Origin of the sequence: Halomonas sp. BLK-85 (assembly GCF_044792155.1) — a bacterium.
Taxonomy (GTDB): domain Bacteria; phylum Pseudomonadota; class Gammaproteobacteria; order Pseudomonadales; family Halomonadaceae; genus Vreelandella.
The window spans coordinates 3,041,965-3,067,849 of the sequence record NZ_CP087731.1; the positions used below are offsets into that span (position 1 = coordinate 3,041,965).

A 25,885-nucleotide genomic window follows, 5' to 3' on the forward strand; every position below is an offset into this window, starting at 1 on the left:
ACGTCTTCCTGGCTTGATCATTCAGACTCAATCACTCGGCGCGCTCTTCACGAATACGGGCGATCAGCGTCTCGGCAATCTGAGGCATATTATCCAGGCTACCTGCACTGCTGGGCGATACCAGGTACTGGCCATCAATAATCAGTGCCGGCACCCCCATCAACTGCATATCGCGCATACGACCATTGGCACTGTTAACGTCACTGCGAACACCAAAGGACGTCAAGGCATCACGGGCTTCGTCTTCTGTCACCCCGTAGTTGGCAAAAAAGGCCGCAATATCGTCAGTGTCATTCAATGCCTGACCGTCTTCATGAATGGCAGTAAAGAAATCGGCATGCAGGTCCTCTTCAATGCCGAGCTGCTCAGCTGCATAGAAAGCGGTAGCATGGGTGTTCCAGTCACCACCCATGGTGGCCGGCAGCTTGACCACACGGACATCATCCTCAAGGGTTTCATACCAGTCAGTGACGGATGACTGTAGGCGATAGCAATGCGGGCAGCCGAACCAGAACGCTTCGGTTACCTCGATCTGACCCTCATCCACCACGGTTTCCACGGGGCTTTCCAGACGCTCATAGTGCTGGCCTTCGACCAGTTCCTGAGCACCTGCCACCGTTGAAAAGACCAGCCCCGTCGCCGCTACCATCAGCGCTTTTAGCATCATCAATTTTCTCCACTCAGCAAATGACCGATAAACCTGCACACAAAACAAACCATAAGACCGCTCCGGCAGCCTTATGGTTCACTTCTGATCGCTCGTCTTCGTGAAGCGCGCGCTTGTTGAAAACTGCAGCGTTGGATCGTCAGTGCAGACCCAGTACATAGTTAGCCACGGCTTCCATGTCGCGGTCACTCAATTTGGAGGCGATATCGCGCATGATGGCATTGGGGTCATTGTGACGTTCGCCTGCGGCAAAATCCTGCAGGGTCGATACCGTATATTCAGCGTGCTGGCCCGAAAGCGCTGGATAAACGGCCGTACCAAGGCCTTGTCCCGTTGGCGAGTGGCAGGATGAGCACGCCGGAATGCCTAGACCAATATCGCCTGCACGATACAGTTCCTGGCCACGTGCCAGAAGCTCGGCGTCATCTTCTGCCTGACCAACGTTGGGCTCCATTTCGGCGAAGTAAGCAGCGACATCCCAGGCATCCTGATCGGAAAAGTCGTCCACCTGCCCGGCCATCTGGGCGACTTCGCGGTGGCCATCGCGAATATCCATGATCTGCTTGGCCAGATAGGACATCTGCTGACCTGCCTGGTTAGGGAAAGAACCTACGGAACTGATACCTTCCTGGCCGTGACACGCTGCACAGCTTGCCGCCATTTCTTCGCCGGCACTCGGGTCAGCATTAGATCGTAGATCTTCTGATTGGGCTTGAACGGTGCCAACGGCACCCATGGTAATTGCTAGGACTGCCAGTAACTTTCTCATTGCTGTTCCACTATGCCGTTAGTTGGTGACTGGTACGCACCCCGGGCGCTGCCCGGGTTCAGCACACTACCAGGGTCAGCTCTGTCTGCCGCGACAGCCAGGTGATAAGACACGGACTGAATTGTCGCTGGCGGTTAGAGCGCGATGGTACACTAGCGCCCTAGGTCGCAGATATAATCAAACCACATTATAACGAATCACCCCAGCGGCGGGAATGCAAGTCATAACCTGCTTTAGGGGTATTTTTCGTCCTCATATTACGCTTCACGGCGCTTTTTAGCGCTTTATTTTCGCCAGGATGTCCACGATGACTGAATCTCCCGCTTCTTTTCCGGCTCTTAACTATACCACGGCGCGCTTTTTGACCAGCGCTCCGACCCTGGCTCAATGCCCTGAAGACAGTGGCACTGAGGTGGCTTTTGCAGGACGTTCGAATGCCGGAAAGTCCAGTGCGATCAACGCTCTTACCCATCAAAAAGCGCTTGCCAGAACCTCTCGCACGCCCGGACGTACTCAACTGATCAACTACTTCGGCCTGATGAACGGGACTTCCCAGCGGCTGGTTGACCTACCCGGCTATGGTTACGCCAAGGTACCTGAGGCCGTCAAGCTGGAGTGGCAGCACCACCTGGCTGATTATTTACGCGGTCGCCATACCCTGCGTGGCCTGGTTCTCCTGATGGACGTCCGACATCCATTAACCGAATTTGACCAGATGATGCTGGGATTTGCCGATGAACGTGAAATGCCAGTGCATATTCTACTCACAAAAGCCGATAAGCTGAAGAAAGGCCCCGCCAATGCATCCCTGCAAAAAGTTCGTTCGCAACTGCGCGAATGGGAAGACCTGGTGTCTGTGCAGCTTTTTTCAGCGCTGAAAAAAGACGGCATCACAACCCTTTCTCAACGCCTGGACCAGTGGTTGGCACTGCCCAAAGACATCTAACCTCTTTTTACAAACCGCGTTTTTCAAGCCAGGTCAGCAACTCGGCCAATTCCCTTACATGAGCAATCCGCTCGACTCGCTCTGGCAGTGCCTGATCAGCCGTTTCACTGACCCAGACGGCCTGCATCCCCAAGCGCTGGGCGGGCAGTACATCCTCTTCCCAGGAATCGCCAACATGCAGCGCCTGCGCCGGTGCTACCCCAAGCCGGTCAAGCGCGGCCAGGAAAGGCCTCGGGTCAGGCTTGGGAGCCAGTAACTCTCCTGCCGCAATGGCGATGGGGAAATACTCGGCCAGCGGCTGACGTTGTAAGTGGATATTGCCGTTAGTGATAGCAGCCAACCGGTAACGCTGACGCAGGTTACTCAACAAAGGAGCGACTTCGGGGTGCGGGGTCACCTGTACACGCAGACGGTGAAATTCGTTCATGGCCGCCGCGGCCCACATCAGGGCCGTACTGCGCGCAAGCCCGCTAGCCTCCAGCTGGGCTTCCAGGGCACGCAGGCGTAACCAGGTAAAATCGCCGCGTCGCTCTGGCACCTCAGCCACCAATTGCTGGCGCCGCGCCAGATAATCCGCCAGGCCCTCTGCATAGTTCACCCCCAGTGGCGCTAGCTGACGCGCCGCCAGCCAGGTTTCCAGGGTCTCCAGCAGCCAGCGATAGTGTCCCTCTTCGGTACGCGCCATGACACCGTGGTTGTCCCACAGGGTGTCATCCAGATCGAAGGTGATTGCTTGCAACATGCTTATGCCTCAGGGGGAGTATCAAGGTACTTGGAATGGCGACGGGCACGCGGGTGCGCGGCGTCATAGCTGGCGGCCAGGTGCTGCCAATCCAGCCGGGTGTACACCTGGGTCGTGGACAGATTGGCGTGACCCAGCAGCTCCTGCACCGCGCGCAAATCCTGGCTGGACTCGAGCAGATGGCTGGCAAATGAATGGCGCAAGCGGTGCGGATGTAAATGCTCAGGCAAACCACGCGCGACGGCCAGCTGTGACAGGCGTTTCTGAATCGCCCTGTGCCCCAGCCGCTGCCCGCGCTGGCTGATAAAAAGAGCCGTTTCATCCGCCTTGGCCAGCATATGCCGATGTGGCATCCAGGCCGCCAGAGCCGCCTGTGCACGTCGCCCTACCGGCACCTGGCGTGGTTTGGCGCCTTTGCCCATCACCCTGACGCGCTGCTGATCCAGATCCCCAGGTTCAAGAGCCGCTAGCTCTGCCAGGCGAAGGCCGCTGGAATAGAGCAATTCCAGCATTGCCTGATCACGACAGGCCAAGGGTGACTGATCATGAGGCGTATCCAGGCAACGGGCCAGCACATCAACATCCAGCGGGCGCGGCAAATGGCTGGGCGCTTTGGGTGTACGCAGCAGAGTTACCGGATTATCGGCCAGAATACCCTGTGTCACACAGTCTTCAGCAAAGCGTGACAGCGCCGAGCGCCGCCGGGCCAGGCTTCGCGCGGCCATGCCCCGACTTCGCTCGCTGGACAGAAAAGCGCGCAGGTTGGCCATGTTCAATTGCGCTGCATCATCAATCCCATGCGCCTGGGCAAATGCCTGAAGCGCTGCGAGATCGCGGCGATAGGCGTCCAGCGTGGCCGAGCTTGCATGCCGGGCCAGTGAGGCCAGGAAGGCGTCGACTTGTGCGCTCAATGCCGTCACATCGTCTCCTGATAGGCTTGTCAGTTGCCTGGCCCCAGGCGCACCAGGAGCCGCGCAGTGATATCACCCAGGTATTCGGTGAACAAGGTGTCCATGCTGGCACGATACTGTTCCGGATCCGGGCTTGCCAGCAGCAGGTAGCCTAGCGGCTCGCCCGCACTCAGCCGGGTAACGGCGCAGGAGCCAGCCTTTTTAGGCGCAGCCACATGCGGTAACAGGCACTTCCAGTCGCTGACGCCCAGCTTGGCGCAGCGGCTGGTACGACCATCCAGCAAGGCTGCCAGACGCGTACTGGTATGTTGGTCCAGAACATGGCGGGGTGGCTGTGGCGGGGTGGGCTCTGTATCGCTGAGCGTTGCAGGGCACCACAGCGCCAGCGCCGGGGTGGAAAAGCGTTCGCTCATCTGGGTTGCCAGCGCCTGGGCGAGCATGTCGCGATCCTCTGCGTCTACCAGCGCCAGCAGGGTTTCGCGCAGGCGACGGTACTGGGTTTCTGTATGTCGGGCGGTGTCCAGCAACTGCTCCAGGCGCCCCTCTGCGGATTCGGCGCGATGGCGCAGATCCACTACCAGCCGTTCCAGTAGCGAAACCGCTGCCCCATTAATATTGGGGTGAGGCACCTTGAGCTGCTGCAAAAGGCCTTCCCGGCCGACAAAAAAATCGGGATGGCGGGCCAGCCAGAACGCTACCTGTTCAGGGTCGAGCGTCTTACGCGGTTCAGGGGCTTGAGACATCACCGTTCTCCCTTTCAATCCATTTTCATTATTGTGCGACAACGCCGGGCTCAATTAAGGACAACACGCCCATCAAATACTCGAGTGGCTGGCCCCACCATGATCAAGGCAGCTTCGGGGTCCGGCCATTCAATCGACAGCTCGCCACCGGGCAGCTCGACTGTTACCGGGCTTTTTAACAACCCCTGACGAATGCCACTGGCCACCGCGGCGCAGGCCCCCGTGCCACAGGCCAGCGTCTCACCGCTGCCGCGCTCAAAGACCCGCAGGCGGATCCGGTTAGCTGAAACAACCTGCATGAAGCCGGCATTCACCTTGCGAGGAAAACGTGGGTGCGCTTCAATCGCCGGGCCAAGCCGCTCAACCGGCGCCGACACCACATCATCGACCTCCAGCACTGCATGGGGGTTGCCCATGGATACCACGCTGATCGAGAGCATTTCCTCACCGACTTGCAAGGTATGCAAGGGCTGGTCTCCGGCTGCCTCAAAGGGTACCACTGCAGGCGAGAAGCGTGGCCGCCCCATATCAACGCGCACCATGCCGTCATGCTGCACCTTGAGGAGCAAGGGACCTCCCGCTGTTTCGACGTGAATATCGCGCTTATGGGTCAGGCGCTGATCGCGCACAAAACGCGCAAAACAGCGGGCGCCGTTGCCACAGTTTTCCACTTCGCTGCCGTCAGCGTTGAAAATACGATAGCGGAAATCCATTGTGGGATCACGAGGAGGCTCAACCATCAGTAACTGGTCAAAACCGATACCAAAACGCCGATCAGCCAGCTGGCGGATGTGAGCAGGCGAAATACGCGCCCGCTGGGTCACCAGATCCACCACGACAAAATCATTGCCCAGGCCGTGCATTTTTGTGAAGTGTAACAGCATCAGGCTTCTCCAATACCGCCAGGCAGCAGCGATTCGCCCTCCCACAGGCTTTCCAACCGCTCACGGGCGCGCACCACATGGCAGGCATCGCCATCCACCATCAGTTCGGCAGGCCGCGGGCGGCTGTTATAGTTGGAGGCCATCACAAAGCCGTAGGCACCGGCGGAACGCACCGCCAGCAGATCGCCCTCGGCAATCGCCAGTTCCCGCTCCTTGCCCAGAAAGTCACTGGTTTCACACACCGGCCCCACCACATCATAAAGTGCGCTATCCCGCGCTTCACGAGTATCCACCGGGATAATCGCCTGCCAGGCCTGATAAAGTGCTGGACGAATCAGGTCATTCATTGCCGCATCAACAATGGCAAAGTTCTTGGTCTCCCCCGGCTTGAGAAATTCAACCCGGGTCAGCATTACGCCGGCATTGGCCGAGATCGAACGGCCAGGCTCGAACAGCAGCGTCAGCTTTTCCCCGCCTGCCCAGCGGGCAAGACGTGCCAGAAGCTGACTGGCATAGTCAAAGGGCTGAGGCGGCTTTTCGTCGCGATACGGAACGCCCAGGCCACCGCCCAGATCCAGATGATCAAGCTCGATACCACGCTCACGCAATCTGTCCATCAACACCAGCAGACGCTCAAGGGCATCCATGAAAGGGGCCGTTTCGGTCAACTGTGAGCCGATATGGCAGTCCATACCCACCACATCAAGGTGTGGCAGGCTGGCTGCCAGTTCATAGACCTCCAGCGCTTCATCAACCGGAATGCCGAACTTGTTATCTTTCAGGCCGGTAGAAATATACGGGTGCGTGCCCGCATCCACATCCGGGTTGACCCGCAGGGAGACCGGTGCCCGCTTGCCCAGCTCACCGGCCACCGCATTGAGGCGTTGAAGCTCAGGGCGGGATTCGACATTGAAGCATTTGATGCCCACTTCCAGGGCACGAACCATCTCGCCGGCCTGCTTGGCAACGCCGGAAAATACCACCTTGGCAGGATCGCCGCCGGCTTTCATCACGCGCTCCAGCTCGCCGACCGAGACAATATCAAACCCCGCCCCCAAGCGCGCCAGCAGGCCCAGCACGGCCAGGTTGGAATTGGCCTTGACGGCGTAACAGATCAGGTGAGGATGACTGCCAAGCGCTTCTGTATAGGCACGGAAGTGACGCGCCAACGTCGCCTTGGAATAGATATAACACGGCGTACCATGCTCTGCGGCAATCCGCGATAGCGGTACGTCTTCGGCGTAGAGTACGCCATCGCGATAGTTAAAGTGATCCATTATTCCTCCTGCTCGGCGGCGGGCGCTTCGGATGAGTCCGCTTCAGGCAAATGCAGTGGCCCTTTCTGGCCACATCCGGCAATTAACAGGCTGGCCAGAAGCCCAGCCAGCGCAACGCCGATGAAGCGCGGCGCGATGCGACGTTTGTTCACGGCTGATCCTTAAGCGTTTGCAGCACTTCGCGCGCCCGCTGCGCGGCGGCGCGAACCTGATCCGGTGCGGTACCGCCAATATGGTTACGCGCCGCCACCGAGCCTTCCAGGGTCAGCACCTCAAAAACATCGGCGTCGATGCTGTCAGAAAACTGCTGCAGCTCTTCCAGGGTCATTTCTGACAAGTCTTTTTCTTCCTTGAGGCCATAAGCGACGGACTGCCCGACAATTTCATGGGCATCGCGAAAAGCTACGCCATTACGCACCAGATAATCGGCCAGATCCGTTGCCGTTGAGAAGCCCTTGCGTGCCGCCTCAAACATGTTGGCCTTTTTGGGCTCAATGGCCGGAATCATGTCAGCAAAGGCTTTCAGGCAGTCGCGCAGCGTATCTACCGCATCAAACAGTGGCTCCTTGTCTTCCTGATTATCCTTGTTGTAGGCCAGCGGCTGGGACTTCATCAGGGTCAACAGGCTGATCAGGTGGCCGTAGACGCGGCCTGTCTTGCCGCGCACCAGCTCCGGCACATCCGGATTTTTCTTCTGCGGCATGATGGAAGAACCCGTGCAGAAGCGATCCGGCAGGTCGATAAAATCAAACTGGGCGCTGGTCCATAGCACCAATTCTTCGCTCATTCGCGACAGGTGCATCAACAGCAGGCTGGCAACGCTGGTAAATTCAATCGCAAAATCGCGATCCGACACGGCATCCAGAGAATTTTCAGCCGGTCGCGTGAAGCCCAGCAGTTCAGCACTCATATGACGATCAATCGGGTAGGTAGTGCCGGCCAGAGCGGCAGCTCCCAAGGGCAACACATTGATGCGCTTACGGCAATCCAGCAGGCGCTCATGGTCACGTGCCAGCATTTCCTGCCAGGCCAGCAGATGATGGCCGAAAGTAACCGGCTGCGCGGTCTGCAGGTGCGTAAAGCCGGGCATGATGGTGTCAGCTTCACGGTCGGCCAGCTCTACCAGCCCTTCACGCAGACGAATCAGCTCACCTTCAATCACATCCACGGCATCACGCATGAAAAGGCGAATATCGGTCGCTACCTGATCATTACGCGAACGGCCGGTATGCAACTTTTTGCCAACAATGCCGATTTTCTGGGTCAGCCGCGCTTCAATGTTCATATGCACATCTTCAAGGGGCACTGACCACTCAAACTCACCGGCATCAATTTCGCTACGGATCTCAATCAGCCCCTGAACAATCGCCTCACGCTCGTCATCCGTCAACACCCCGATGCGGGTCAGCATGGTGGCATGCGCGATAGACCCTTGAATGTCCTGATGCGCCAGGCGCTGATCAAAAGTGACCGAAGCGGTGAAGCGCTCTACAAAAGCATCAGTAGGTTCACTGAAGCGACCGCCCCAGGATTGATTGGTGGTTTGACTCATGACAACAGTATCCTGCTTGAACATTGAAATAATCGTTGGCAGAAAGTGTACCAGAGTCGCCCTTATCAGCGGCATGTCTGCAAGCGGGATTTTTCCTTGGCTGTCGAGTGCTTTATGATAAGAGGGATTATTGTTTTCATACGCCGTCATGGCGACTAGGGAGAAAAACGTGCAATCCATCACCAAGCTGCGTATCGCCACGCGCAAGAGCCAGCTGGCCATGTGGCAGGCTGAGCATGTACGTGATCGCCTGATAGCGTTCCACCCCGGCCTGGACGTCGAGCTGGTCGCACTCTCCACCAAGGGCGACAAGATTATCGACACGCCACTTTCCAAGATCGGCGGCAAAGGTCTGTTCGTCAAGGAGCTCGAGGAAGCCATGCTGGACGGGCGCGCCGACATTGCCGTGCATTCCATGAAAGACGTACCGATGCATTTTCCTGAAGGTCTGGGTCTATCGGTAATACTTGAAGGTGCCGACCCCACGGATGCCTTTGTCTCCAATCACTACCATCACGTTGATGAACTCCCGGAAGGGGCACGTATCGGCACCGCCAGCCTGCGTCGTGGGCTACAACTACGTGAACGCCGTCCGGATCTTGAGATCCTGAATCTGCGTGGCAACGTTCAGACCCGTCTGGGCAAGCTTGATGACGGTGAATTTGATGCCATTATCCTGGCGACTTCGGGGCTCAAGCGCCTTGGTCTGGAGGCACGGATTGCCCAGGCACTACCGCCAGAAATCTGCTTGCCTGCCTGTGGTCAGGGTGCTCTGGGTATCGAATGTCGACTGCATGATCCCGAACTTATCGCACTGCTGGCCCCGCTGGATGACCCGGATACAGCCACCCGGGTGCGCGCCGAACGCGCCATGAACACCCGCCTGGAAGGGGGTTGCCAGGTACCCATTGGGGGCCACGCCGTGCTCGACACGGATGCTGAAACCCTGTGGTTGCGCGGCCTGGTCGGCAACCCCGAAGGCACTGAAGTACTGCGTGCTGACAGCAAAGGTTCCATGCATGAACCGGAAGCACTGGGTATCAGGGTTGCCGAGGAACTGCTGGAACAGGGCGCAGGCGATATTCTTGCCGAGGTGTATGGCGCGCAGTGATGGCTCCTGTGCTGATCTTGCGCCCCGGCGAGCGTGGCGAGATGCTGGCCGATACACTGCGGCAGCAGGGTTTCAATGTTGAGCACCTGAACACGCTGACGCTGCAGCCACTGCCGGAAAACGCTGAATTGCGTTCACTCTGGCTGGATTTTGATCAGTTCCGTAAAGTTATCGTTATCAGTCCGTTTGCAGCCCACTGCCTTGAAGAGGCGCTGGATCGTTACTGGCCGCAACTACCAGCCGGCATTGATTATTATTGCGTTGGGCAGGGCACCGCTGACATATTACATCAACAGCTCGGCGTTCAGGTGCACGTCCCTGAGGCAGAACGCAATGAGGATACCAGTGAGGCTTTACTCGCGTTACCATCATTGCAGCAGGTCGACCAGCAGAAGGTGCTGATTGTCGCAGGCGAGGGCGGTCGTGATCTTCTGGCGGATACCTTGCGCGCCCGCGGTGCCCGTGTGACCCGCGCCAGCGTGTATCAGCGACGTTATCAGCCGCCGGATCCCAGCGGCATGGCACGACTTGAATCAGGAAATTTTCAGGCGTTGATTGTTACCAGCGGCGAACAGCTGCAACATCTGGCAAAATGGTGCAATCAGGCAGCCTTGAACCAACCGCTAATCGTTTCCAGTCGCCGTTTAGCTACACTAGCGGCAGATTTGGGGTTTTGCGCCCCAACGGTGGCAACGGGAGCAACTCCGGCTGCACTGACAGCCGCGTTGACTCGCACCTGCAACCCACCGGGTGCCGATGTCGATCAAGGAACTTAACAAGGGCTAGCGACAGATGAGCAAACAAACAAACGATCAGGATGACGCACAGAAGACGCCTGCCGAGGCTTCGCAGAGTGACGCGACATCGTCATCGTCTGCGTCTTCAGTAAAGACGGCCAATCAGCAACAGCGTCGTGGCAAAGGCAGTGCTAACACGTCTTCCAAGCCGAGCGGCCAGCAGAATTCAGCCAAGGGCAGCCAAAGTGCTGCACAGCCTGCCAGCACCCAGTCGGCCAAGACAGATAGCGCTGCCAACAATAGCGCTGCCAACAATAGTGCCACTACAAAAGGGAGTGCCGCTAACAAGGATAACGCCACTGCCAGCCCGTCGGCTGCCGCTTCCGGTGCAGGCACCCCAACTGACGCAGTCCCACAGCAAGGCAGTGGCGGCGGCGGCAGCAAAAGCGGCATTTTTGCCATTGTGCTGGTGGTTGTCCTGGCGGTTGCCCTGGCCTTTCTTGCCTGGGAGGGTTGGCAGCGCCTGGAGAACCAGCAGCAACGCCTTGATGAGCTTGCCCAGAAAACTGACAACAGCGCTACACAGGCAGACCTGGCCGAGTTGAATGAGCGATTGGAAAGTGGCGAAGCCGAGCGTAATCAGGCGCTGGAAAGCACCACCAACGAGATGCAGCAGGCCTTTTCAGAGTATCGCTCTGAGGTCAATGACACACTTGATCAGGTGCTCGACCAATTATCCCAGGAGCAGGATGCCGATGAGCGTGAATGGCTGCATGCCGAAGCTGCCTACCTGTTACGCCTGGCCAACCAGCGCCTGCAACTGGAACGCGACGTAGAAGGCGCTGCTGCCCTGCTGCGCACGGCTGACAGCGTTCTTAACAGCGCGGACAACCCGGCGTTGACCCCTGTCCGGCGTGAAATTGCCAGTGAGCTGGCTGCCCTGGATGCTGTTCCACGCGTCGACCGCACCGGCATCTATCTGGCGCTCAATGCCCAGCAGGAACGCATTGCCACTCTGCGCCTCGATCAGGAAGTTGAGGAGCAGCCGGTGTCGTCCAATATGGAAGAACCGCCCACCGGCACTTTCCAACGCCAGCTGGCACGCTTTGGTGAAGAGCTGAAAGACCTGGTGGTCGTGCGTGGCCACGACGAAGCCATGGAAGTGCTGATCACGCCCGAGCAGGAGTCCTATCTGCGTCAGAGCCTGCGCCTGATTCTTGAGCAATCCCAGCTGGCAGTCCTCAAAGAAGAACAGGAGCTGTTTGAAGCCGGCATTGACAAGGCACTTGACCTGCTTAACCGTTACTACGACACCTCGCGCAGCGAAACCCAGGGCGTAATCTCCCGTCTGGAAGAAATCAGGCAGACTAATGTGACGCCTGAACTGCCCGATATCAGTCGTTCACAGCAGGCACTGGCCGAATTCATCGAGAACCGCTATGAATCGCGCGGAGGTGAGTCATGAGAAAACTCGTTCTCCTCATCATCGCCGGTCTGGCCGTTGGCGCCTTTTTCGGCCACCTGATGATGTCGGTTCCCGGCTACTGGTTGGTACGCGTTGGTGATACCTCAGTGCAAACGTCCTTCTGGTTTGGTCTGGTGCTTCTGTTTGGCACCTTCATTGCCTTGCACTTTGCGCTGCGCCTGCTGACCGGCATTATTCGTCCGATGGGGCGCTTTCGCAGCTGGAACAGCCGGGCTCGCAACCGCCGTGCCATGAAACGCACTGTTCATGGCCTGGTGGCATTGACCGATGGCAAATGGAAAAAAGCGGAGAAGACCCTGGTGCGGGCCGCAGATGATTCCAGCACGCCCTTGGTCAACTATCTGTCAGCCGCCCTGGCTGCCCACTACCAGGGCAACCATGACAAGTCTCAGCAACACCTGAACCAGGCCCAGCTGACGACCGATGGCGCTGATACGGCTATTGGCCTGATGCAGGCTCAACTGATGATTGACCGTCAGCAGCCTGAAGATGCCCTGGCGATCCTCAACCGTCTCGACAAAAAGATGACCAACCATCCTCAGGTGCTCAAGCTGCTCAAGCAGGTGCACCTGAGCGTCAATGACTGGGACGGCCTGCGTCGTCTGATCCCCCGGCTGGCAGCCCAGAAGCTGATCTCTCCGACGGAACGCGAGCAGCTGGAATATCGCGCCTATCGCGAGATGATTCTTTTTGAGGCCAGAAATCCCGACGATATCGAACGAATTCGCAGCCTGTGGGCGGACATGCCGGATTATCTGCGTGGCAATACTGAACTGATCGTCCTGTATACAGATGCCTTGGTGCAGGCTGATGAAGATGCCATTGCCGAGCGGCTGCTCAACCATTCTCTGGACCATCACTGGGATGCGCGCCTGGTGACCCGCTATGGCCTGTTGAACGTGGATGCTAACCGCCAACTGGTGAAGGCCGAAAAATGGCTGCAGGAAAGGCCAAATGATCCTGAGTTGCTGCTGACCTGCGGTCGACTGTCGCTACGTACCGGCAAGTGGGAAAAGGCGCAGGAATACTTCGAAGCCAGCCAACGCCAGCGTCCCAGCGGGGTGGTATGTGCTGAGCTGGCGCGCCTGTATGCAAGCCTTGGCGAACATAACAAGAGCCAGCTTTACTATCGCCAGAGCGTGGAAATGCTGGCCAAATCGCTGCCTTCCTTGCCACAGCCCAAACAGCCGGAGGGAACATCTTCAGCGACAGATGAGGTTGTCGACGCCAAGGACAGCACCAAATCAGCCTGACGCCCACCTTCTCAGCGAAATTCTGTCGTTTTATATTTCGGGTGCCTTTACCGGCACCCGTTTTTTTTCACCATCAGGTACTGCACCCAGCCTGCCGCCATGATCCAGCCCATGACGCTGACGCCAAGATAAACCACTGCCAACCAGGGTAGCTCCCCTTGCCAGAGCACCCATACTTCGAGGCTGAACAGCGAAAACGTTGTAAAGCCGCCGCAAAAACCGCTCGTCCAGAATGCCTGCCAGCGCACCCGGGACAACCAGACGATCAGCGCTGACCCCAGTACGTTGACTCCCAGAGTCGCCCAGGGAAATCCTGATCCAAAGAACTCTATTGCCGTCATCGACATCCAGTAGCGCAAGCCTGCACCCAGTCCACTTCCCACCCCGACGGCGAGATACATCATCAGCGTGCGGTTCATGTGGTTATCGCCGCCATAATCCCCAGATGGCCGCCGGCGATCATCGCCAGACCACCGCCAAGGCTGACCACAAGATAGACGATCGCCAGCACAGGGTGGTACGTCCAGAGTCTCAGCACCTGCAGGCTCAGCGTTGACACCGTGGAATATCCGCCTAACAGACCGGCCGCCATCACGGCCCAAACCAGTGCTCCGGGGTTCTCTCCCGATGCCTGCCAGATCCCAAAGGCAGCGCCCATCATCAGCGCCGCCGTCAGGTTGACCGTGAGCGTGCCCCACGGGAAAACGCCACTTGCATAACGGCTGACGCTGCTGCCGATCCATAACCGCAGCATGCCCCCCAAGGCACCACCCAGCATGACCCCGATTATTGTTATCATATCCACCAATGACTCTCCGACTTTATGCATCCTCAACCGGCGTTTGACACACCATGACACTCCCTTTGTATCTGGGTTTACCCATGTGGGCCAACCAGGACTGGTGCGGCAGCCTTTATCCTCAGCATGCCAGATCAAACCTGCTAGGTGACTATTCAGCGGTTTTTTCCAGCGTTGAGGGCAATACCACGTTTTATAGCGGAGCACCTTCAACGTCAACGCTGAACGCCTGGGCGAGCCAGACACGCAGTGCATTTCGCTTCTGCTTCAAGTTGCCAGCAGCCATTACCCACGAACAGCGCCTGGCTGACCCGCAGGCTGCGCTGGACTTTCTCGACGCATTGGCACCGCTTCATCATCAGCTGGGGCCTACCATGATTCAACTGCCGGGCGATTTTGGCCCTCGTGACATGCCTCGCCTGGAAGCACTATTGAATATATGGCCACGCCATTTACCCTGTGCCGTTGAAGTCCGTCACCCAGCGTTTTTTCATAAAGGGGCGGCTGAGCAAGCGTTGAACCGATTGTTGATAACTTTTTCAGCTAACCGCGTCATGCTTGATGTCCGCCCGGTCTTTGCTACCTCGGCCGAGGATAGCCCGGGGCTTGCTCACGCCCAGCAGGAAAAACCCAGACTCCCGTTACACGTGCTTTCCACCGCTGGTCAGCCGGTCATACGCTTTATTGGCCATCTTGACAAACAAATAAATTCTGATTACTTCGCGGCCTGGATAAAACAGCTTTCCTTGTGGATAAATCAGGGGAAAACCCCTTTCTTATTTGTGCATACCGCGGATAATCGCCATGCGCCCGCCATGGCGCGATGGCTGTATCAACAACTCACAGCCCACACCGGATTAGCCGCTTTAGGTGCTTTTCCAGGCGAAAAGCAAGCTGATCTTTTCTAGTTATTTTTTTCAGTTGAGATCACTGGCCAGCCTGCCTTTGATCGGATAAATTGTCCGCCATGCTCGGAAAGTAGTGATTATTCGACGGTTGCTGTCGACTTATTCCGGCCTGCTGTTCAGCATACGCAATGTTACGCATCCATGATGCAACACATATGCCGTTATCAAATCGAACACAACTATTAAACAGGTGATGTATGGCGAAACATTCACATGCACAGTGGTCATCGCGAATGACCTTTGTGCTGGCGGCCGCAGGTTCTGCGGTGGGTCTCGGCAATATCTGGCGCTTTTCCTACCTGGTAGGTGATAGCGGGGGCGCTGCCTTTGTACTGGTCTATCTGGCGTGTGTCGCCCTGGTCGGCATGCCTATTCTGCTTTCCGAGTGGATGATCGGTCGTCGCGGCCAGCAAAACCCTATCGACAGCATGGTGACGCTGGCCAAGCAAAGTGGCATCAGCAAGTCCTGGGCGCTGATCGGATTCAGTGGAGTATTGGCAGGGTTCCTGATCCTGTCTTTCTACAGCGTGATCGGCGGCTGGTCGCTGAACTATACCCTGAATGCGGTCACCGGCACTTTCACAGGCCAGGACGCTGACAGTATCGGTGACATTTTCAGCAATATGCTGGCCAGCCCGGGTACCTTGCTACTGTGGCACAGCGCCTTCATGCTGCTGGTAGTGGGCATTGTCGCCCGCGGCGTTACTCAGGGTATTGAAAGTGCCGTCCGCTCCATGATGCCTGCATTGGTCATCCTGATGCTGATTCTCGCTGGCTACGGCATGACTACCGGCCACTTCGGTGAAGCCCTGGGCTTCATGTTCAGCCCGGACTGGGGCGCCCTGGATGGCGGCGTCGTACTGGCTGCCATGGGGCAGGCATTCTTCACTCTGTCGTTAGGCATGGGTATCATGATGGCCTACGGCTCCTACCTGGGCGAAGACGTCAACCTGTTGAGCACAGCGCGCACGGTGATCATTATTGACACCGCCATTGCCCTGCTGGCAGGTCTGGCCATTTTCCCGATCGTGTTTGCCAACGGCATGAGTGCTGGTGAAGGCCCGGGACTGATCTTTGTCACCCTGCCAATTGCGTTTGGCAACATGACCGGCGGTATTGTGCTGGGGCTGATGTTCTTCCTGCTGTTGACCTTTGCAGCCCTGACCTCGGCCATTTCACTGCTGGAACCCACCGTTGAAATGCTTGAAGAACGCACCGGTCTATCCCGCCTGACGGCCACCGTTATCAGCGGGGGGGCTGTCTGGCTTCTGGGCGTCGCGGCACTGCTGTCATTCAATCTGTGGTCGGAGGTACTCTTCCTGGGGCTGAATATCTTTGATCTGCTCGACACCTTCACCGCCAAGATACTGTTGCCGTTAACCGGGCTGGGCGCCATCGTCTTTGTTGCCTGGTGCCTGAAGCGCCAAAGCGTGGAAAAAGAGCTGGGCCTGTCTTCAACCGGCATCAGGGTGTGGAATATTATCGGCCGCTATATCGCGCCGATAGGAGTGATAGCCGTCTTCATTGCTGGCTTTATCTAACACCAGAACGCGTGAAAACGTTTCTGCGCCCTGTCATGGTTCACTCATGACAGGGCGTGTTTCATATGTGCGGGCCACCGGCTGAAACAGGCAGATGGCCTTGGAAAGGATGCGGAAGATTAATGCAGCTCAGGTTCCGGCAGATCTTCGATTTCCTGGGTAAGCTGCTGAAACTCCCGATGCAGCTCGATACCTCGCCGGGCGCGCAGGCTGCGCTGGGCGGAAACGCGCTGGCGTTCAGCATGTTCATTGACCTGCATGCTCATGAAGATATCGAGCAGCTCGCTTTTGACTGAGGTGACTCGTTCGATATTACGCATGATCGACGTTCCTCCAGGTGAATATGCCTTCGTCCACCTGCACCTGCCACGCCTGTTGCTATCCATGACGCCTACAGCATGATGCAGTGCGGCACTTCAATTATTACTATAACCTAGTTGACAAAATGATGAACCTTTACGAAAAAAATGCCCAACGCTGTTTAAACGACAACATTCTAACAAATATATTAGTAGATGATAACACTGCCATTTTTGTAAAGGAATCAGGCATACTGACGCCTGGAGACCCCCTTACTGTCCTTATCCCCCAAAGGCGAATCTGACAGGGTCAAAAAAAAGACTGTTAATCATTAGAGGAGCTGAATGTGAGCCGCGCCCTGTTCGATGAAATGAGACGCCGTATGGAGCACTTCCGTCGCTCCGAGCAGAAAGTGGCGCGCTTTGTGCTACGCAACCCTGACGAAGTCATTCATATGCGCATCGTTGATCTGGCCACTGAGGCCAAGGTCAGCGAGCCAACAGTGGTGCGTTTTTGTCGGGCCCTGGGCTGTAACGGCTTTCAGGATTTCAAGTTACAGCTCGCCCAGATGCTGGCCACCGGTAGCCAGTTTGCCCAATTTTCAATGAACGACAGCGACTCGGTGGCTGAATTCTCCTACAGTATCTTCGATTCGACGGTAGGCACCCTGCTGTCAGTCCGCGACCGCCTTGATAACGACGCGCTGGGCCGTGCGGTCAATGCGCTGGCCATGGCAAACCGGGTCGAGTTCTACGGTTTCGGGGCTTCCGGGGCGGTGGCCTTTGATGCCCAGCACAAGTTCTTCCGTCTGCAGATTTCCACTTCCGCCTATGCCGACCCGCATATGCAGAATATGTCGGCTGTCACGCTTAATGAAGGCGATGTCGTCGTGGCGATATCCCAGACGGGCCGCACCAGGGCCCTGGTGGCCAGTGTACGTCTGGCCCGCGAGGCTGGTGCTACGGTGATCGGCCTGTGCCCGAGCGACTCCCCCCTTTCCGAGGAAGTTACCCTGCCACTGTATATCGATGTACATGAAGACACCGAAATCTATACGCCGATGAGTTCACGTATTGCCCACCTCGTACTCATCGATGTACTGGCGGTCGGGGTTGCCAAGACCCGAGGACCCAAGCTTGCCGAACAGCTCAAGGCGGTTAAAAAAAGCCTGAACCCGTTGCGCTTTCCGGAAGACAACTGATCCTGTGGTAGAATCCCTGTTCATCTTTCGACCTCTGCAGTGGCTTCTATGGACGACGTGACGGCGATTCTCGATCAGCTTAATGCCGATCAACGCGAGGCAGTCAGCGCCCCGCAAGGTAATTCACTGGTACTCGCGGGCGCCGGTTCCGGCAAAACCCGGGTATTGGTGCATCGCATCGCCTGGCTGATGCAGGCAGAAGGTCTCTCGCCTTATGCGCTGCTGGCGGTAACCTTCACCAACAAGGCCGCCCGCGAAATGCGCACCCGGCTGGAGGCCTTGCTGGGTATTTCCCTGCGTCATGTCTGGGTCGGTACCTTTCACTCCATCGCCCACCGCCTGCTACGTACCCACTGGCAGGATGCGCGCCTGCCCCAACACTTCCAGATCATTGATTCCGACGATCAATTGCGCCTGGTTAAACGTCTGCTGAAGGATTACGCGATTGACGACGAACGTTTTCCGCCCCGCCAGGTGCAGGGCTTTATTTCAGGCTGCAAGGAAGAGGGGCTGCGCGCCCATCAGGTCGATGTGGCAGGCGATGCCTACATGGGCCAGATGGTCGAACTTTACGAGCGCTATCAGCTGACCTGTGAGCGCGGTGGCCTGGTTGACTTTGGTGAACTGCTGCTCAGAAGCCTGGAGCTTCTGCGCGACAACCCTGCCCTGTTGGCCCATTACCGCGAGCGTTTCGGCCATGTGCTGGTCGATGAGTTCCAGGACACCAACACCCTGCAGTATGCCTGGCTAAAGCTGATGACCGGCATGCAGATGCCGATGACCATCGTGGGCGATGATGACCAGTCGATCTACGGCTGGCGGGGTGCCAAGGTCGAAAATATACGCCGCTTCGAGCAGGAGTTCCCCCAGGTTAAAACCATACGCCTGGAGCAGAACTACCGCTCAACCAGCGCCATTCTGGAGGCCGCCAACTTCCTGATCGGCCATAACAGCGATCGCCTGGGCAAGAACCTGTGGACAGAAGGCGCCGAAGGCGAGCCGATTTCGGTCTATGCGGGTTTCAACGACCTGGAAGAAGCACGCTTTATTGTTGATACCCTCAAGGAACAGGTCGACAAGGGCATTCAGCGCAGTGACGTGGCAATTCTTTACCGTTCCAACGCCCAGTCTCGTTTGCTGGAAGAAACCCTGATCCGTCAGGGCGTGCCCTATCGTATCTATGGTGGCCACCGCTTCTACGAGCGACTTGAAATCAAGAATGCCCTGGCTTACCTGCGCCTGCTGCTGAACCGTGATGATGACGCCTCATTGGAGCGGGTCATTAATGTGCCTACTCGGGGTATCGGCACCCGCACGGTCGAAATTATTCGCCAGCGCGCCCGCGAACAGGGCATCTCGCTATGGCAGGCGCTTCACGACAGCCTTCAGGATGCCACCCTCAGGGGGCGGGCAGGCAATGCCGTTCAGCAATTCACCAACCTGATCGAACAGCTCGATAATGATGCCTCAGGGCTTGTCCTGCATGAGATCATGGATCATGTCATTGCCCATACCGGCCTTATCGAGCATCACAAGAGCGAGCGCGGAGAAAAGGGCCAGGCCCGAGTGGAAAACCTCGAGGAACTGGTGACCGCTGCACGGGCCTTTACCCAGGGCGATGCCTTTGAAACCCCCGAAGCCGGTGAAGGCATGGCTGCACTGGAAGCGTTTCTTTCCGAAGCGGCGCTGAATGCCGGTGACCACGAAGCCGAGGAATTTGAAGACAGCGTCCAGCTGATGACCTTGCATTCCGCCAAGGGGCTGGAGTTTCCGGTGGTATTTATTGCCGGCGTGGAAGAAGGCCTCTTCCCCCACAAGATGTCGCTGGAAGAACCCGGCCGGCTGGAAGAAGAGCGCAGGCTCTGCTATGTCGGGGTCACCCGCGCCATGCACAAGCTCTACCTGACCCATGCCGAAACCCGCCGCCTGCACGGCAAGGAAGTCTTCCCGCGGCCATCGCGCTTCCTCCGCGAGCTGCCCCCCCATCTGCTGGAAGAGGTACGCATGCGCGGCCAGGTATCGCGCCCGGTCACCGCTACACGCAGCTCCCTCAGCCAGCAAAGCATTGAAAGCAGTGGCGATATTCCCAGCCTGCATGTCGGGCAAGGGGTTGAGCACCCGGTGTTTGGCGAAGGCATTATCCTCAATGCCGAAGGCGAAGGCCCCCGCGCCCGGGTGCAGGTCAGCTTTGAAGGCGAAGGGGTGAAATGGCTGGTACTCGGGTTTGCCAAGCTGACGCCGCTATAAAGCCTAGAGATATTCATAAGCATAAAAACGGGGCCTGCATGGCAGGCCCCGTGGTCTGATTCAGATTGCTTGGCGGAAATACGTCAGACGTTCACACCAAACGAGCTGGCCAGCGGATGCAGACCGCCGCCAAAGCCCTGGCCAATCGCCTTGAATTTCCACTCATCACCGTGGCGATAGACTTCGCCAAAGATCATCGCGGTTTCCACGCTATAGTCTTCGCTAAGGTCATAGCGGGCCAGTTCCTTGCCGTCCTCGCCATTGACAACGCGCATGAACGCATTGGACACCATGCCAAAGTTCTGCTTGCGGCTATCGGCGTCATGAATGGTTACCGCGAAGGCCAGCTTCTTGACGTCAGCAGGAACGCTTGAAAGATCAATCTTCACCTGCTCATCGTCGCCGTCACCTTCACCGGTCCGGTTATCGCCCTGATGCTCTACCGCGCCATTACCACCGACCATGTTGTTGTAGAACACAAAGTCGGTGTCGCTACGTACCTTGCCGTCTTCGCCACACAAAAAGACCGAAGCATCAAGGTCAAACTCCTGACCGTCGGTAACGCGCGGGTCCCAGCCAAGGCCGACGACCACGTGCTTGAGCCCAGGGGCTTCTTTGCTAAGGGAGACGTTACCGCCTTTGGAAAGAGAAACTGCCATATCTGACTCCTTTGTCCATATTGGATCGTTCACATTGAATCGTAAACGCCTGGCGGATTCAGTTGCCAGGCAATGGGTTACGCTGTGGCATTGACACCGTAGCGCTGGCACATGGCCAGCAGGCCACCGGCATAGCCCTGGCCAACGGCACGGAATTTCCACTCACCGTTATGCCGGTAGACCTCGCCGAACTCCAGGGCAGTTTCAGTGGAGTAATCTTCACTCAAATCGTAGCGCACCACCTCATTGCCAGTGTCGTTATTGACGACCCGGATAAAGGCGTTCTGCACCATGCCAAAATTCTGTTTACGGCTATCCGCTTCATGGATGGTCACCGTCACTACCAGACGCTGGATGTCGGCGGGCACCCCGTCGAGATTGACTTCGATCGCCTCGTCATCACCCTCGCCTTCACCGGTGCGGTTATCGCCCGTATGCACGACTGAACCGTCCGCCGACTTGAGCTGGCCATAGAAGATGAAGTCTGCGTCGCTGCGCACCTTGCCTTCGCTGTTGACCATAAAGACCGAGGCATCCAGGTCGAAATCGTTGCCAGAAGTGGCACGCTCATCCCAGCCAAGCCCGATCAGGATGTTCTTGAGCCCCGGGTCGGACTTGGACAGCGAGACGTTGCCACCTTTGGAAAGCGATAGTGCCATATGCGTGTCTCCTTTCGTGTGCTGTGACGTTTGCGTGCGTACTTTGAACAACTTTTAAAATGTGTGAATCACAAAATCACCTAGGGGTCAGGGCGCCATGACAACAAGACTGTCTGCCACCGTGTACTGGGCGACGATAAAGGCAACATAGCACACCGCCATCACTGCCCCTGCGATACGCCCGATCCTGCCCACAAAGAACAGAAAGGCGGCGAAGATCAGTGTCACTGCCACCACAGCGACCAGATCCAGGGACATAAAGCGAGGATCAATCAACAGCGGCCGTGCGATGGCAGAAATAGCCATGACTGAAAATATATTGAATATGTTGCTACCGATGATGCCCCCGACAATCATGTCATTCTGGCCCTTGCGCGCCGCCGCCACGCAGGCGGTCAGTTCAGGCAGTGAGGTGCCGAAGGCAATCAGCGTCATACCAATGACGGCTTCAGGAACATCAAGGGCAAGTCCGCCTGCCACCGCCCCCTGAACCAGAATTTCGGAACCCACCAGCAGGGTCAGTATGCCCACCAGCAGCATCAGCCCCGGGAAGCGACCGCCCGCATCGTGCTCTTCAACTTCATCTACATCGAGCTTACTGGCCTTGTACTGGTAGAAAACATAGCCGATCAGCGCTGCAAGCATCACCAGACCGCCCCAGGTAGGCAAAATGCCGGCGACTATCGCCGCCACCATGCCGGCAGTCGCGACAAGCATCACGACTGTATCAAGCCTTACTTCGGCACGACTGAAAATGACCGGTGCGATCAACGCTGCCACGGCAATCACCATGAAGACGTTGGCAATGTTGGAGCCGATGACATTACCTACCGAAATACCGGGAAACCCCGACAGGTTGGCATTCATCGAGGTAAAGAGCTCTGGCGCAGAGGTTCCGAAGGCCACCACGGTGGCGGCAATAAACAGTTTGGATAACCCCGACTTGCCTGCCACTGTGACTGCATTATCAACCGTCCAGTCTCCTCCCTTGATCAGCAGCCAGACGCCGAATGCGATAGCGCCAAGCGCAATGAGAGAAAGCTGGTAGGTACTGAGTTCATGCATGTGGATTCCTGAAAAAATGCAGCAATAAGAAGAGGATCAGTCAGGGTAAACAAAGCGCTTAAAGGTCGAATTCTTCAGGCTTGAGGCCAAGCTCCTGGGCGATTTCACGAACAACGGCCTTCTCGTCATCGTCAAAATCACCGTCAGCGGCACCAATGGCGCACACAACGCGAACAATGACCCGGGCCTGGTCGTCTTTACCGCGCACCTTGCTGATCGTTTGCAGCGCATTGGTCTTGCCAATTGCCTGATCAAATTCGAAATCACCCACCGCCTTGTTGAATACCTCGATCACCTCACGGATGTCGAAATGCTTCAGTTCATCAGAGCGTTCCAGAAAGGCGGCCATCTTCTGCTTTTCAGACGCATCCACACTCCCGTCAGCCGCAGCCACCAGTGCACAGCCTGCGACCACGGCTTCCATAAAGGAGCGGTTCTTGAATTTCGCGACCTCAGCGGTGAGGTTTTCGCGTGCCTTGGTGATATTTTCTTTCAGCCAGTTCATAGCCATCTTGTTTCTCCTTTCAGTCTTGCCTTAGGTATCTTGAGAGTCTGTCGTAGTCAGATGACAGACACAGCATCATCGGCCAGATCATTGACGGTGCGCCCTGATCCCGGTTTACCGTGGGCCGTCATCGTCCAACCCTCAGGCGTCCGGGTCATCGAGGCCATGATGACGCCGGTGTGGCCCCCCTGATCGGTCAGGGTGTAACGGCATAATTCTTCATTTTTTGCTTCGTCGACGAGGCGGCAAAAGGCATTTTCAACTTCATTGAAGGTCTGGCCACGGAAGCTGTTGACCGTAAAAACAAGGTGAGTGACGTTCGAGGGCAAATCGGTCAGGTTGACGTAGATAACTTCATCGTCGCCTTCACCCTCACCGGTCAGGTTGTCGCCGCCGTGACGAATCGCGCCATCCTTGGAGACCAGTTGGCCAAAGCTGACGGTATCAACAGGCGTTTTGGCCGCATCCAGCAGGATCACGCTGGCATCCAGGTCTATTTCACCGCCGCCACCACCGCCAAACAGGGACGCCAGAAACCCGCCGCTTTTCTTCTGAACCGGGTCCCATCCCAGTCCCATAAAGACCTTGCTCAAGCCTGAATCGCTGTTCTTGGCCAAAGAAATGGTCTGGCCTTTGCTGAGTGAAATTGCCATGATGACGGCGCTCCCGATAATGGTCCAATGGATTCAATGATAAGGAGATGCACATTGAATTAATAATCACTTAGTAATGATAATGGGGGTAGAGTTCCGCTTTTTAAAGCCATTCTGTCTGCTCATTGCAGGCCCATTGGTTCAATGCCTCCTGCAGCAACCCAGTTGATCGGTCCCGCTACTCAGCTGAGAGGGCTGTAGAATCCATCAGTTATCGGGTGACATTGATCAGATGATGGCATCTGCATGGCCGTAACGGCCTTGGTTCTGGCAGCCTCATCGACAACCCCGAACACCTCCTGACGCGCCACTGTGCGCCTTGCCCAGGCGCGATGGGTGGCAGGTTCGCACATCATTCCGCCCACCCTGAACACTGCCTGTGCCTCACTATCCAGCGCGGCACGCGCATGTGCAACGTCTTCTCTCGATACTTGAAAGGCGCGGTTGATAACCGGCGTTTGGGCCGGATGAATCACGGTTTTCGAGATAAAGCCGGCCGCTACATCACGCAGCGTTTCGCGTCGCAATGTGTCAAGGTCATCAATCACATCATAGACCGGAGCCGCCACCGGGTAGCCCGCTGCAATCAGGAGGCTGCTGGCCATGGAGAGAATCCAGCCAAGCGGGCCTTCCCAGGAGGTCACTCCTCGTTCACGGCGAAGCGCCAGGGTTGAGAGCAGATCATTGCCGCCCAGGCGGATGGCCGCGAGACGCGAGGCATCCTCCGGGTGATCATCCAGGATGTCACGCAGAGCGCATATCTTGCCAGGATCAAAGAAGCAGGCGCTTTCAAGCGTCGGCATGACGGCAAGCCCGGCGTCTCGCGTCAGCGCAAGCCAGTCAGGCAGTGTTTCTGGCACAACCTTGGGCGCGACCAGCCCTTCAATCGCCGTTCCCGCTGCCCGAGCGCTCAGCGCATACGCCATTTCCCTGTTCCGGGGGCGCAAGAAGGTACGCACCGGCAGGCGCTGGGGCAGGTCACTCATCAGCTGATCAAGGCAGCGGAGGCCATCGTCAACATCCTGGGCGGCCAGCGCATCCTCAAGGCAGAGAACGATTGATGCAGCCGGCGGTGGCAGGCGACCGTGGAGAATATCAGCGACCCGAGGATGTAAAACCGGCATGTAAAGGGTGGCCCCCAGCGAGTAAGCGTCAAAACGGTGCATGTCAGGACACCTTCTCGATCAGGGTAATCGCCCGGAAGGGGCCGGTAAGATCAGGGTTCACCTCTGTTTCGATGCCATCCTGCTGGCACAGGTGCACCAGCGCCGCCAGGTCCGGGTCATCGGCGTCACGCAGGTAAACCTTGCGCGGCCGACGACGCAGGACTGCCCGCGTGGCTTCGGCAATACCCGGCTTGATGCGGTTGAGATTATCAACCTCATGGCGCGCGGCAATGGCTTGCACACACGCCGCCGCTTGCTGCTGATGACGCCCGCGCAGCGCCGAATCGCGCTCAGCGGGGCTTGCCTGGGTCAGCGCAGCGTCAAATACCGCCATGACCCGATCCACAAACCCACGCGAACAGTCGATATCAGCAAGGTGATCCACCGTCATGGCGGCGTGAAAGTCGCCCGGGGCAAGCAGATCAGGACGCAGGATTGAACGGCTGATCAGGCCGGATACATTGGCGCCCAGGATGCCGCTGGGAATCAGCCAGTCGTCGTGAGAACCCGACAGCCAGGCGTGGCCTGAAGGGTCCGCCAACACCACAAGGCGCGGCGGCTGGCCCGAGAGCGCCTGCCAGGCGCGGGCTAGCTCGCCTGAAATTGCGCCCTTGCCGGTCCAGCCATCCACAAACAGGATATCGGCATCGGGGCGCTCGGCGCGTACGTGGGCCATCGCCGCTGCATCCAGCCCACGGTCACGGATGATCGATACGGCGTAATGCACAACATCAACGCCCAAATAGGTCAGGGCGCGCCTTAGTAGCACCCCATAGGGAATACCGGCGCGCACCAGGGAACACAACGACAGCGCTGGAGATAATTCACCGTCGGCAATATCTTGGCGGATGCGCAGGGCAATCCGGGCAATATCGGCGGCAATCCGCTCCAGATGGCGTTCCAGCGCCTGTTCGTAGATCGCCAGGTAACGGGCGTCCGGGCGGCGCTCTTCCGAGATCATTTCAGAATAGTGTGCCTGCCCGGCCTGGATCAGGCGCTCCTTTTCGGCAATATCCGTCGGCGCCATGCGGATTGGGGTAAGCAATAAGGTAACGTCTTCAGGGGCATAGCTGTGCTGAAGAGGCTTGCGGGGTTCGGGCATGC

Annotated in this window: 28 protein-coding genes; 9 read left to right on the forward strand and 19 right to left on the reverse strand. The window is 57.4% G+C overall.

The annotated features are described in order from the left end of the window. Positions 1-31: 31 nt before the first annotated feature. A complete protein-coding gene (locus LL947_RS13930; RefSeq protein ID WP_404418040.1) occupies positions 32-664 on the reverse strand; it encodes a thiol:disulfide interchange protein DsbA/DsbL in 633 nt (210 codons plus the stop codon). Between the two features lie 142 nt (positions 665-806). Further along, positions 807-1,436 (reverse strand): c-type cytochrome, encoded by a 630-nt coding sequence (locus LL947_RS13935; RefSeq protein ID WP_499833527.1) that lies wholly within the window; start codon positions 1,434-1,436, stop codon positions 807-809. Positions 1,437-1,734: 298 nt separating this feature from the next. Here LL947_RS13935 and yihA point away from each other — a divergent pair, with 298 nt between their 5' ends. After that, complete coding sequence (gene yihA / locus LL947_RS13940; protein ID WP_499833528.1) at positions 1,735-2,382, forward strand: ribosome biogenesis GTP-binding protein YihA/YsxC; 648 nt, start codon at positions 1,735-1,737, stop codon at positions 2,380-2,382. A gap of 7 nt (positions 2,383-2,389) precedes the next feature. Here yihA and LL947_RS13945 read toward each other — a convergent pair whose 3' ends face one another. The 7 genes from LL947_RS13945 to argH are packed head-to-tail and all read right to left on the reverse strand — an operon-like array spanning position 2,390 to position 8,491. Continuing rightward, the gene (locus tag LL947_RS13945) at positions 2,390-3,130 is read right to left on the reverse strand and encodes an HAD family hydrolase (protein ID WP_290822229.1); all 741 of its coding nucleotides are present in this window, start codon (positions 3,128-3,130) and stop codon (positions 2,390-2,392) included. After that, positions 3,127-4,035 (reverse strand): tyrosine recombinase XerC, encoded by a 909-nt coding sequence (locus LL947_RS13950; RefSeq protein WP_404418044.1) that lies wholly within the window; start codon positions 4,033-4,035, stop codon positions 3,127-3,129. Before LL947_RS13950 ends, LL947_RS13945 begins: the two co-directional genes overlap by 4 nt. A 29-nt stretch (positions 4,036-4,064) precedes the next feature. Continuing rightward, entirely contained in the window at positions 4,065-4,778 is a 714-nt protein-coding gene (locus tag LL947_RS13955; RefSeq protein ID WP_404414755.1) for a DUF484 family protein, read from the reverse strand. Between the two features lie 50 nt (positions 4,779-4,828). After that, entirely contained in the window at positions 4,829-5,662 is an 834-nt protein-coding gene (gene dapF, locus LL947_RS13960; RefSeq protein ID WP_499833529.1) for a diaminopimelate epimerase, read from the reverse strand. Beyond that, positions 5,662-6,939, reverse strand: coding sequence for a diaminopimelate decarboxylase (gene lysA, locus LL947_RS13965; RefSeq protein WP_290822200.1), 1,278 nt, complete (start codon positions 6,937-6,939; stop codon positions 5,662-5,664). The genes dapF and lysA overlap by 1 nt, the downstream gene beginning before the upstream one ends. Then, positions 6,939-7,091 (reverse strand): LPS translocon maturation chaperone LptM, encoded by a 153-nt coding sequence (gene lptM, locus LL947_RS13970; protein ID WP_499833530.1) that lies wholly within the window; start codon positions 7,089-7,091, stop codon positions 6,939-6,941. Before lptM ends, lysA begins: the two co-directional genes overlap by 1 nt. Further along, complete coding sequence (argH, locus tag LL947_RS13975; protein WP_290822202.1) at positions 7,088-8,491, reverse strand: argininosuccinate lyase; 1,404 nt, start codon at positions 8,489-8,491, stop codon at positions 7,088-7,090. Before argH ends, lptM begins: the two co-directional genes overlap by 4 nt. A 169-nt stretch (positions 8,492-8,660) precedes the next feature. On the opposite strand from argH, the gene hemC reads away from it, so the two are divergent. From hemC to LL947_RS13995, 4 genes are read left to right on the forward strand one after another with little or no spacing between them, the layout of a single operon-like run. Beyond that, complete coding sequence (hemC, locus tag LL947_RS13980) at positions 8,661-9,602, forward strand: hydroxymethylbilane synthase (protein ID WP_290822204.1); 942 nt, start codon at positions 8,661-8,663, stop codon at positions 9,600-9,602. Further along, the gene (locus LL947_RS13985; protein WP_499833531.1) at positions 9,599-10,378 is read left to right on the forward strand and encodes a uroporphyrinogen-III synthase; all 780 of its coding nucleotides are present in this window, start codon (positions 9,599-9,601) and stop codon (positions 10,376-10,378) included. The genes hemC and LL947_RS13985 overlap by 4 nt, the downstream gene beginning before the upstream one ends. A gap of 16 nt (positions 10,379-10,394) precedes the next feature. Further along, the gene (locus LL947_RS13990; RefSeq protein ID WP_499833532.1) at positions 10,395-11,804 is read left to right on the forward strand and encodes a uroporphyrinogen-III C-methyltransferase; all 1,410 of its coding nucleotides are present in this window, start codon (positions 10,395-10,397) and stop codon (positions 11,802-11,804) included. Further along, a complete protein-coding gene (locus LL947_RS13995) occupies positions 11,801-13,078 on the forward strand; it encodes a heme biosynthesis HemY N-terminal domain-containing protein (protein ID WP_290822211.1) in 1,278 nt (425 codons plus the stop codon). Before LL947_RS13990 ends, LL947_RS13995 begins: the two co-directional genes overlap by 4 nt. A 47-nt stretch (positions 13,079-13,125) precedes the next feature. Here LL947_RS13995 and LL947_RS14000 read toward each other — a convergent pair whose 3' ends face one another. Both LL947_RS14000 and LL947_RS14005 read right to left on the reverse strand, forming a co-directional pair. Beyond that, positions 13,126-13,497, reverse strand: coding sequence for a fluoride efflux transporter FluC (locus LL947_RS14000; protein ID WP_404414769.1), 372 nt, complete (start codon positions 13,495-13,497; stop codon positions 13,126-13,128). Beyond that, a complete protein-coding gene (locus LL947_RS14005; protein WP_499834435.1) occupies positions 13,494-13,877 on the reverse strand; it encodes a fluoride efflux transporter FluC in 384 nt (127 codons plus the stop codon). The genes LL947_RS14000 and LL947_RS14005 overlap by 4 nt, the downstream gene beginning before the upstream one ends. Before the next feature lie 53 nt (positions 13,878-13,930). On the opposite strand from LL947_RS14005, the gene LL947_RS14010 reads away from it, so the two are divergent. Continuing rightward, positions 13,931-14,785 (forward strand): DUF72 domain-containing protein, encoded by an 855-nt coding sequence (locus LL947_RS14010; protein WP_499833533.1) that lies wholly within the window; start codon positions 13,931-13,933, stop codon positions 14,783-14,785. A 197-nt stretch (positions 14,786-14,982) separates the two neighbouring features. Further along, on the forward strand, positions 14,983-16,326 hold the full coding sequence (locus LL947_RS14015; RefSeq protein WP_499833534.1) for a sodium-dependent transporter: 1,344 nt from the start codon (positions 14,983-14,985) through the stop codon (positions 16,324-16,326). Between the two features lie 119 nt (positions 16,327-16,445). Here LL947_RS14015 and LL947_RS14020 read toward each other — a convergent pair whose 3' ends face one another. Then, on the reverse strand, positions 16,446-16,646 hold the full coding sequence (locus tag LL947_RS14020; protein WP_290822218.1) for a PA3496 family putative envelope integrity protein: 201 nt from the start codon (positions 16,644-16,646) through the stop codon (positions 16,446-16,448). 326 nt (positions 16,647-16,972) lie between these two features. On the opposite strand from LL947_RS14020, the gene hexR reads away from it, so the two are divergent. Together hexR and uvrD are read left to right on the forward strand one after the other, a co-directional pair. Beyond that, positions 16,973-17,827 (forward strand): transcriptional regulator HexR, encoded by an 855-nt coding sequence (hexR, locus tag LL947_RS14025; RefSeq protein ID WP_290822220.1) that lies wholly within the window; start codon positions 16,973-16,975, stop codon positions 17,825-17,827. Positions 17,828-17,875: 48 nt separating this feature from the next. Further along, positions 17,876-20,074 carry a DNA helicase II gene (uvrD, locus tag LL947_RS14030; RefSeq protein WP_499833535.1) on the forward strand — a complete coding sequence of 733 codons (2,199 nt, stop codon included), beginning with the start codon at positions 17,876-17,878 and terminating at the stop codon, positions 20,072-20,074. 83 nt (positions 20,075-20,157) lie between these two features. Here the strand turns inward: uvrD and LL947_RS14035 are convergent, their stop codons facing one another. The 7 genes from LL947_RS14035 to LL947_RS14065 form a co-directional block, all read right to left on the reverse strand. After that, positions 20,158-20,733, reverse strand: coding sequence for a TerD family protein (locus tag LL947_RS14035; protein ID WP_404414784.1), 576 nt, complete (start codon positions 20,731-20,733; stop codon positions 20,158-20,160). Between the two features lie 77 nt (positions 20,734-20,810). Then, positions 20,811-21,392 carry a TerD family protein gene (locus tag LL947_RS14040; protein ID WP_404414786.1) on the reverse strand — a complete coding sequence of 194 codons (582 nt, stop codon included), beginning with the start codon at positions 21,390-21,392 and terminating at the stop codon, positions 20,811-20,813. Between the two features lie 87 nt (positions 21,393-21,479). Then, the gene (locus tag LL947_RS14045; protein ID WP_499833536.1) at positions 21,480-22,457 is read right to left on the reverse strand and encodes a calcium/sodium antiporter; all 978 of its coding nucleotides are present in this window, start codon (positions 22,455-22,457) and stop codon (positions 21,480-21,482) included. Positions 22,458-22,515: 58 nt separating this feature from the next. Continuing rightward, positions 22,516-22,968: a tellurite resistance TerB family protein gene (locus LL947_RS14050; RefSeq protein WP_404414792.1), complete on the reverse strand. Its 453-nt coding sequence runs from the start codon at positions 22,966-22,968 to the stop codon at positions 22,516-22,518. Positions 22,969-23,018: 50 nt separating this feature from the next. Beyond that, positions 23,019-23,615, reverse strand: coding sequence for a TerD family protein (locus tag LL947_RS14055; RefSeq protein ID WP_404414794.1), 597 nt, complete (start codon positions 23,613-23,615; stop codon positions 23,019-23,021). A gap of 182 nt (positions 23,616-23,797) precedes the next feature. After that, positions 23,798-24,781 carry an HpcH/HpaI aldolase/citrate lyase family protein gene (locus tag LL947_RS14060; protein ID WP_499833537.1) on the reverse strand — a complete coding sequence of 328 codons (984 nt, stop codon included), beginning with the start codon at positions 24,779-24,781 and terminating at the stop codon, positions 23,798-23,800. Position 24,782: 1 nt separating this feature from the next. Continuing rightward, a complete protein-coding gene (locus tag LL947_RS14065; protein WP_499833538.1) occupies positions 24,783-25,883 on the reverse strand; it encodes a cysteine protease StiP domain-containing protein in 1,101 nt (366 codons plus the stop codon). Between the last annotated feature and the right edge of the window lie 2 nt (positions 25,884-25,885).

What these genes read in the sequence shown, in the direction of transcription:
- LL947_RS13930 (WP_404418040.1), bottom strand. Translation starts at nt 664, where the DNA reads ATGCTAAAAGCGCTGATGGTAGCGGCGACGGGGCTGGTCTTTTCAACG.
- LL947_RS13935 (WP_499833527.1), bottom strand. Translation starts at nt 1,436, where the DNA reads ATGAGAAAGTTACTGGCAGTCCTAGCAATTACCATGGGTGCCGTTGGC.
- yihA (WP_499833528.1), top strand. Translation starts at nt 1,735, where the DNA reads ATGTCCACGATGACTGAATCTCCCGCTTCTTTTCCGGCTCTTAACTAT.
- LL947_RS13955 (WP_404414755.1), bottom strand. Translation starts at nt 4,778, where the DNA reads ATGTCTCAAGCCCCTGAACCGCGTAAGACGCTCGACCCTGAACAGGTA.
- dapF (WP_499833529.1), bottom strand. Translation starts at nt 5,662, where the DNA reads ATGCTGTTACACTTCACAAAAATGCACGGCCTGGGCAATGATTTTGTC.
- lysA (WP_290822200.1), bottom strand. Translation starts at nt 6,939, where the DNA reads ATGGATCACTTTAACTATCGCGATGGCGTACTCTACGCCGAAGACGTA.
- argH (WP_290822202.1), bottom strand. Translation starts at nt 8,491, where the DNA reads ATGAGTCAAACCACCAATCAATCCTGGGGCGGTCGCTTCAGTGAACCT.
- LL947_RS13990 (WP_499833532.1), top strand. Translation starts at nt 10,395, where the DNA reads ATGAGCAAACAAACAAACGATCAGGATGACGCACAGAAGACGCCTGCC.
- LL947_RS13995 (WP_290822211.1), top strand. Translation starts at nt 11,801, where the DNA reads ATGAGAAAACTCGTTCTCCTCATCATCGCCGGTCTGGCCGTTGGCGCC.
- LL947_RS14000 (WP_404414769.1), bottom strand. Translation starts at nt 13,497, where the DNA reads ATGAACCGCACGCTGATGATGTATCTCGCCGTCGGGGTGGGAAGTGGA.
- LL947_RS14005 (WP_499834435.1), bottom strand. Translation starts at nt 13,877, where the DNA reads ATGATAACAATAATCGGGGTCATGCTGGGTGGTGCCTTGGGGGGCATG.
- LL947_RS14010 (WP_499833533.1), top strand. Translation starts at nt 13,931, where the DNA reads ATGACACTCCCTTTGTATCTGGGTTTACCCATGTGGGCCAACCAGGAC.
- LL947_RS14015 (WP_499833534.1), top strand. Translation starts at nt 14,983, where the DNA reads ATGGCGAAACATTCACATGCACAGTGGTCATCGCGAATGACCTTTGTG.
- LL947_RS14020 (WP_290822218.1), bottom strand. Translation starts at nt 16,646, where the DNA reads ATGCGTAATATCGAACGAGTCACCTCAGTCAAAAGCGAGCTGCTCGAT.
- uvrD (WP_499833535.1), top strand. Translation starts at nt 17,876, where the DNA reads ATGGACGACGTGACGGCGATTCTCGATCAGCTTAATGCCGATCAACGC.
- LL947_RS14035 (WP_404414784.1), bottom strand. Translation starts at nt 20,733, where the DNA reads ATGGCAGTTTCTCTTTCCAAAGGCGGTAACGTCTCCCTTAGCAAAGAA.
- LL947_RS14040 (WP_404414786.1), bottom strand. Translation starts at nt 21,392, where the DNA reads ATGGCACTATCGCTTTCCAAAGGTGGCAACGTCTCGCTGTCCAAGTCC.
- LL947_RS14045 (WP_499833536.1), bottom strand. Translation starts at nt 22,457, where the DNA reads ATGCATGAACTCAGTACCTACCAGCTTTCTCTCATTGCGCTTGGCGCT.
- LL947_RS14050 (WP_404414792.1), bottom strand. Translation starts at nt 22,968, where the DNA reads ATGGCTATGAACTGGCTGAAAGAAAATATCACCAAGGCACGCGAAAAC.
- LL947_RS14055 (WP_404414794.1), bottom strand. Translation starts at nt 23,615, where the DNA reads ATGGCAATTTCACTCAGCAAAGGCCAGACCATTTCTTTGGCCAAGAAC.
- LL947_RS14060 (WP_499833537.1), bottom strand. Translation starts at nt 24,781, where the DNA reads ATGCACCGTTTTGACGCTTACTCGCTGGGGGCCACCCTTTACATGCCG.
- LL947_RS14065 (WP_499833538.1), bottom strand. Translation starts at nt 25,883, where the DNA reads ATGCCCGAACCCCGCAAGCCTCTTCAGCACAGCTATGCCCCTGAAGAC.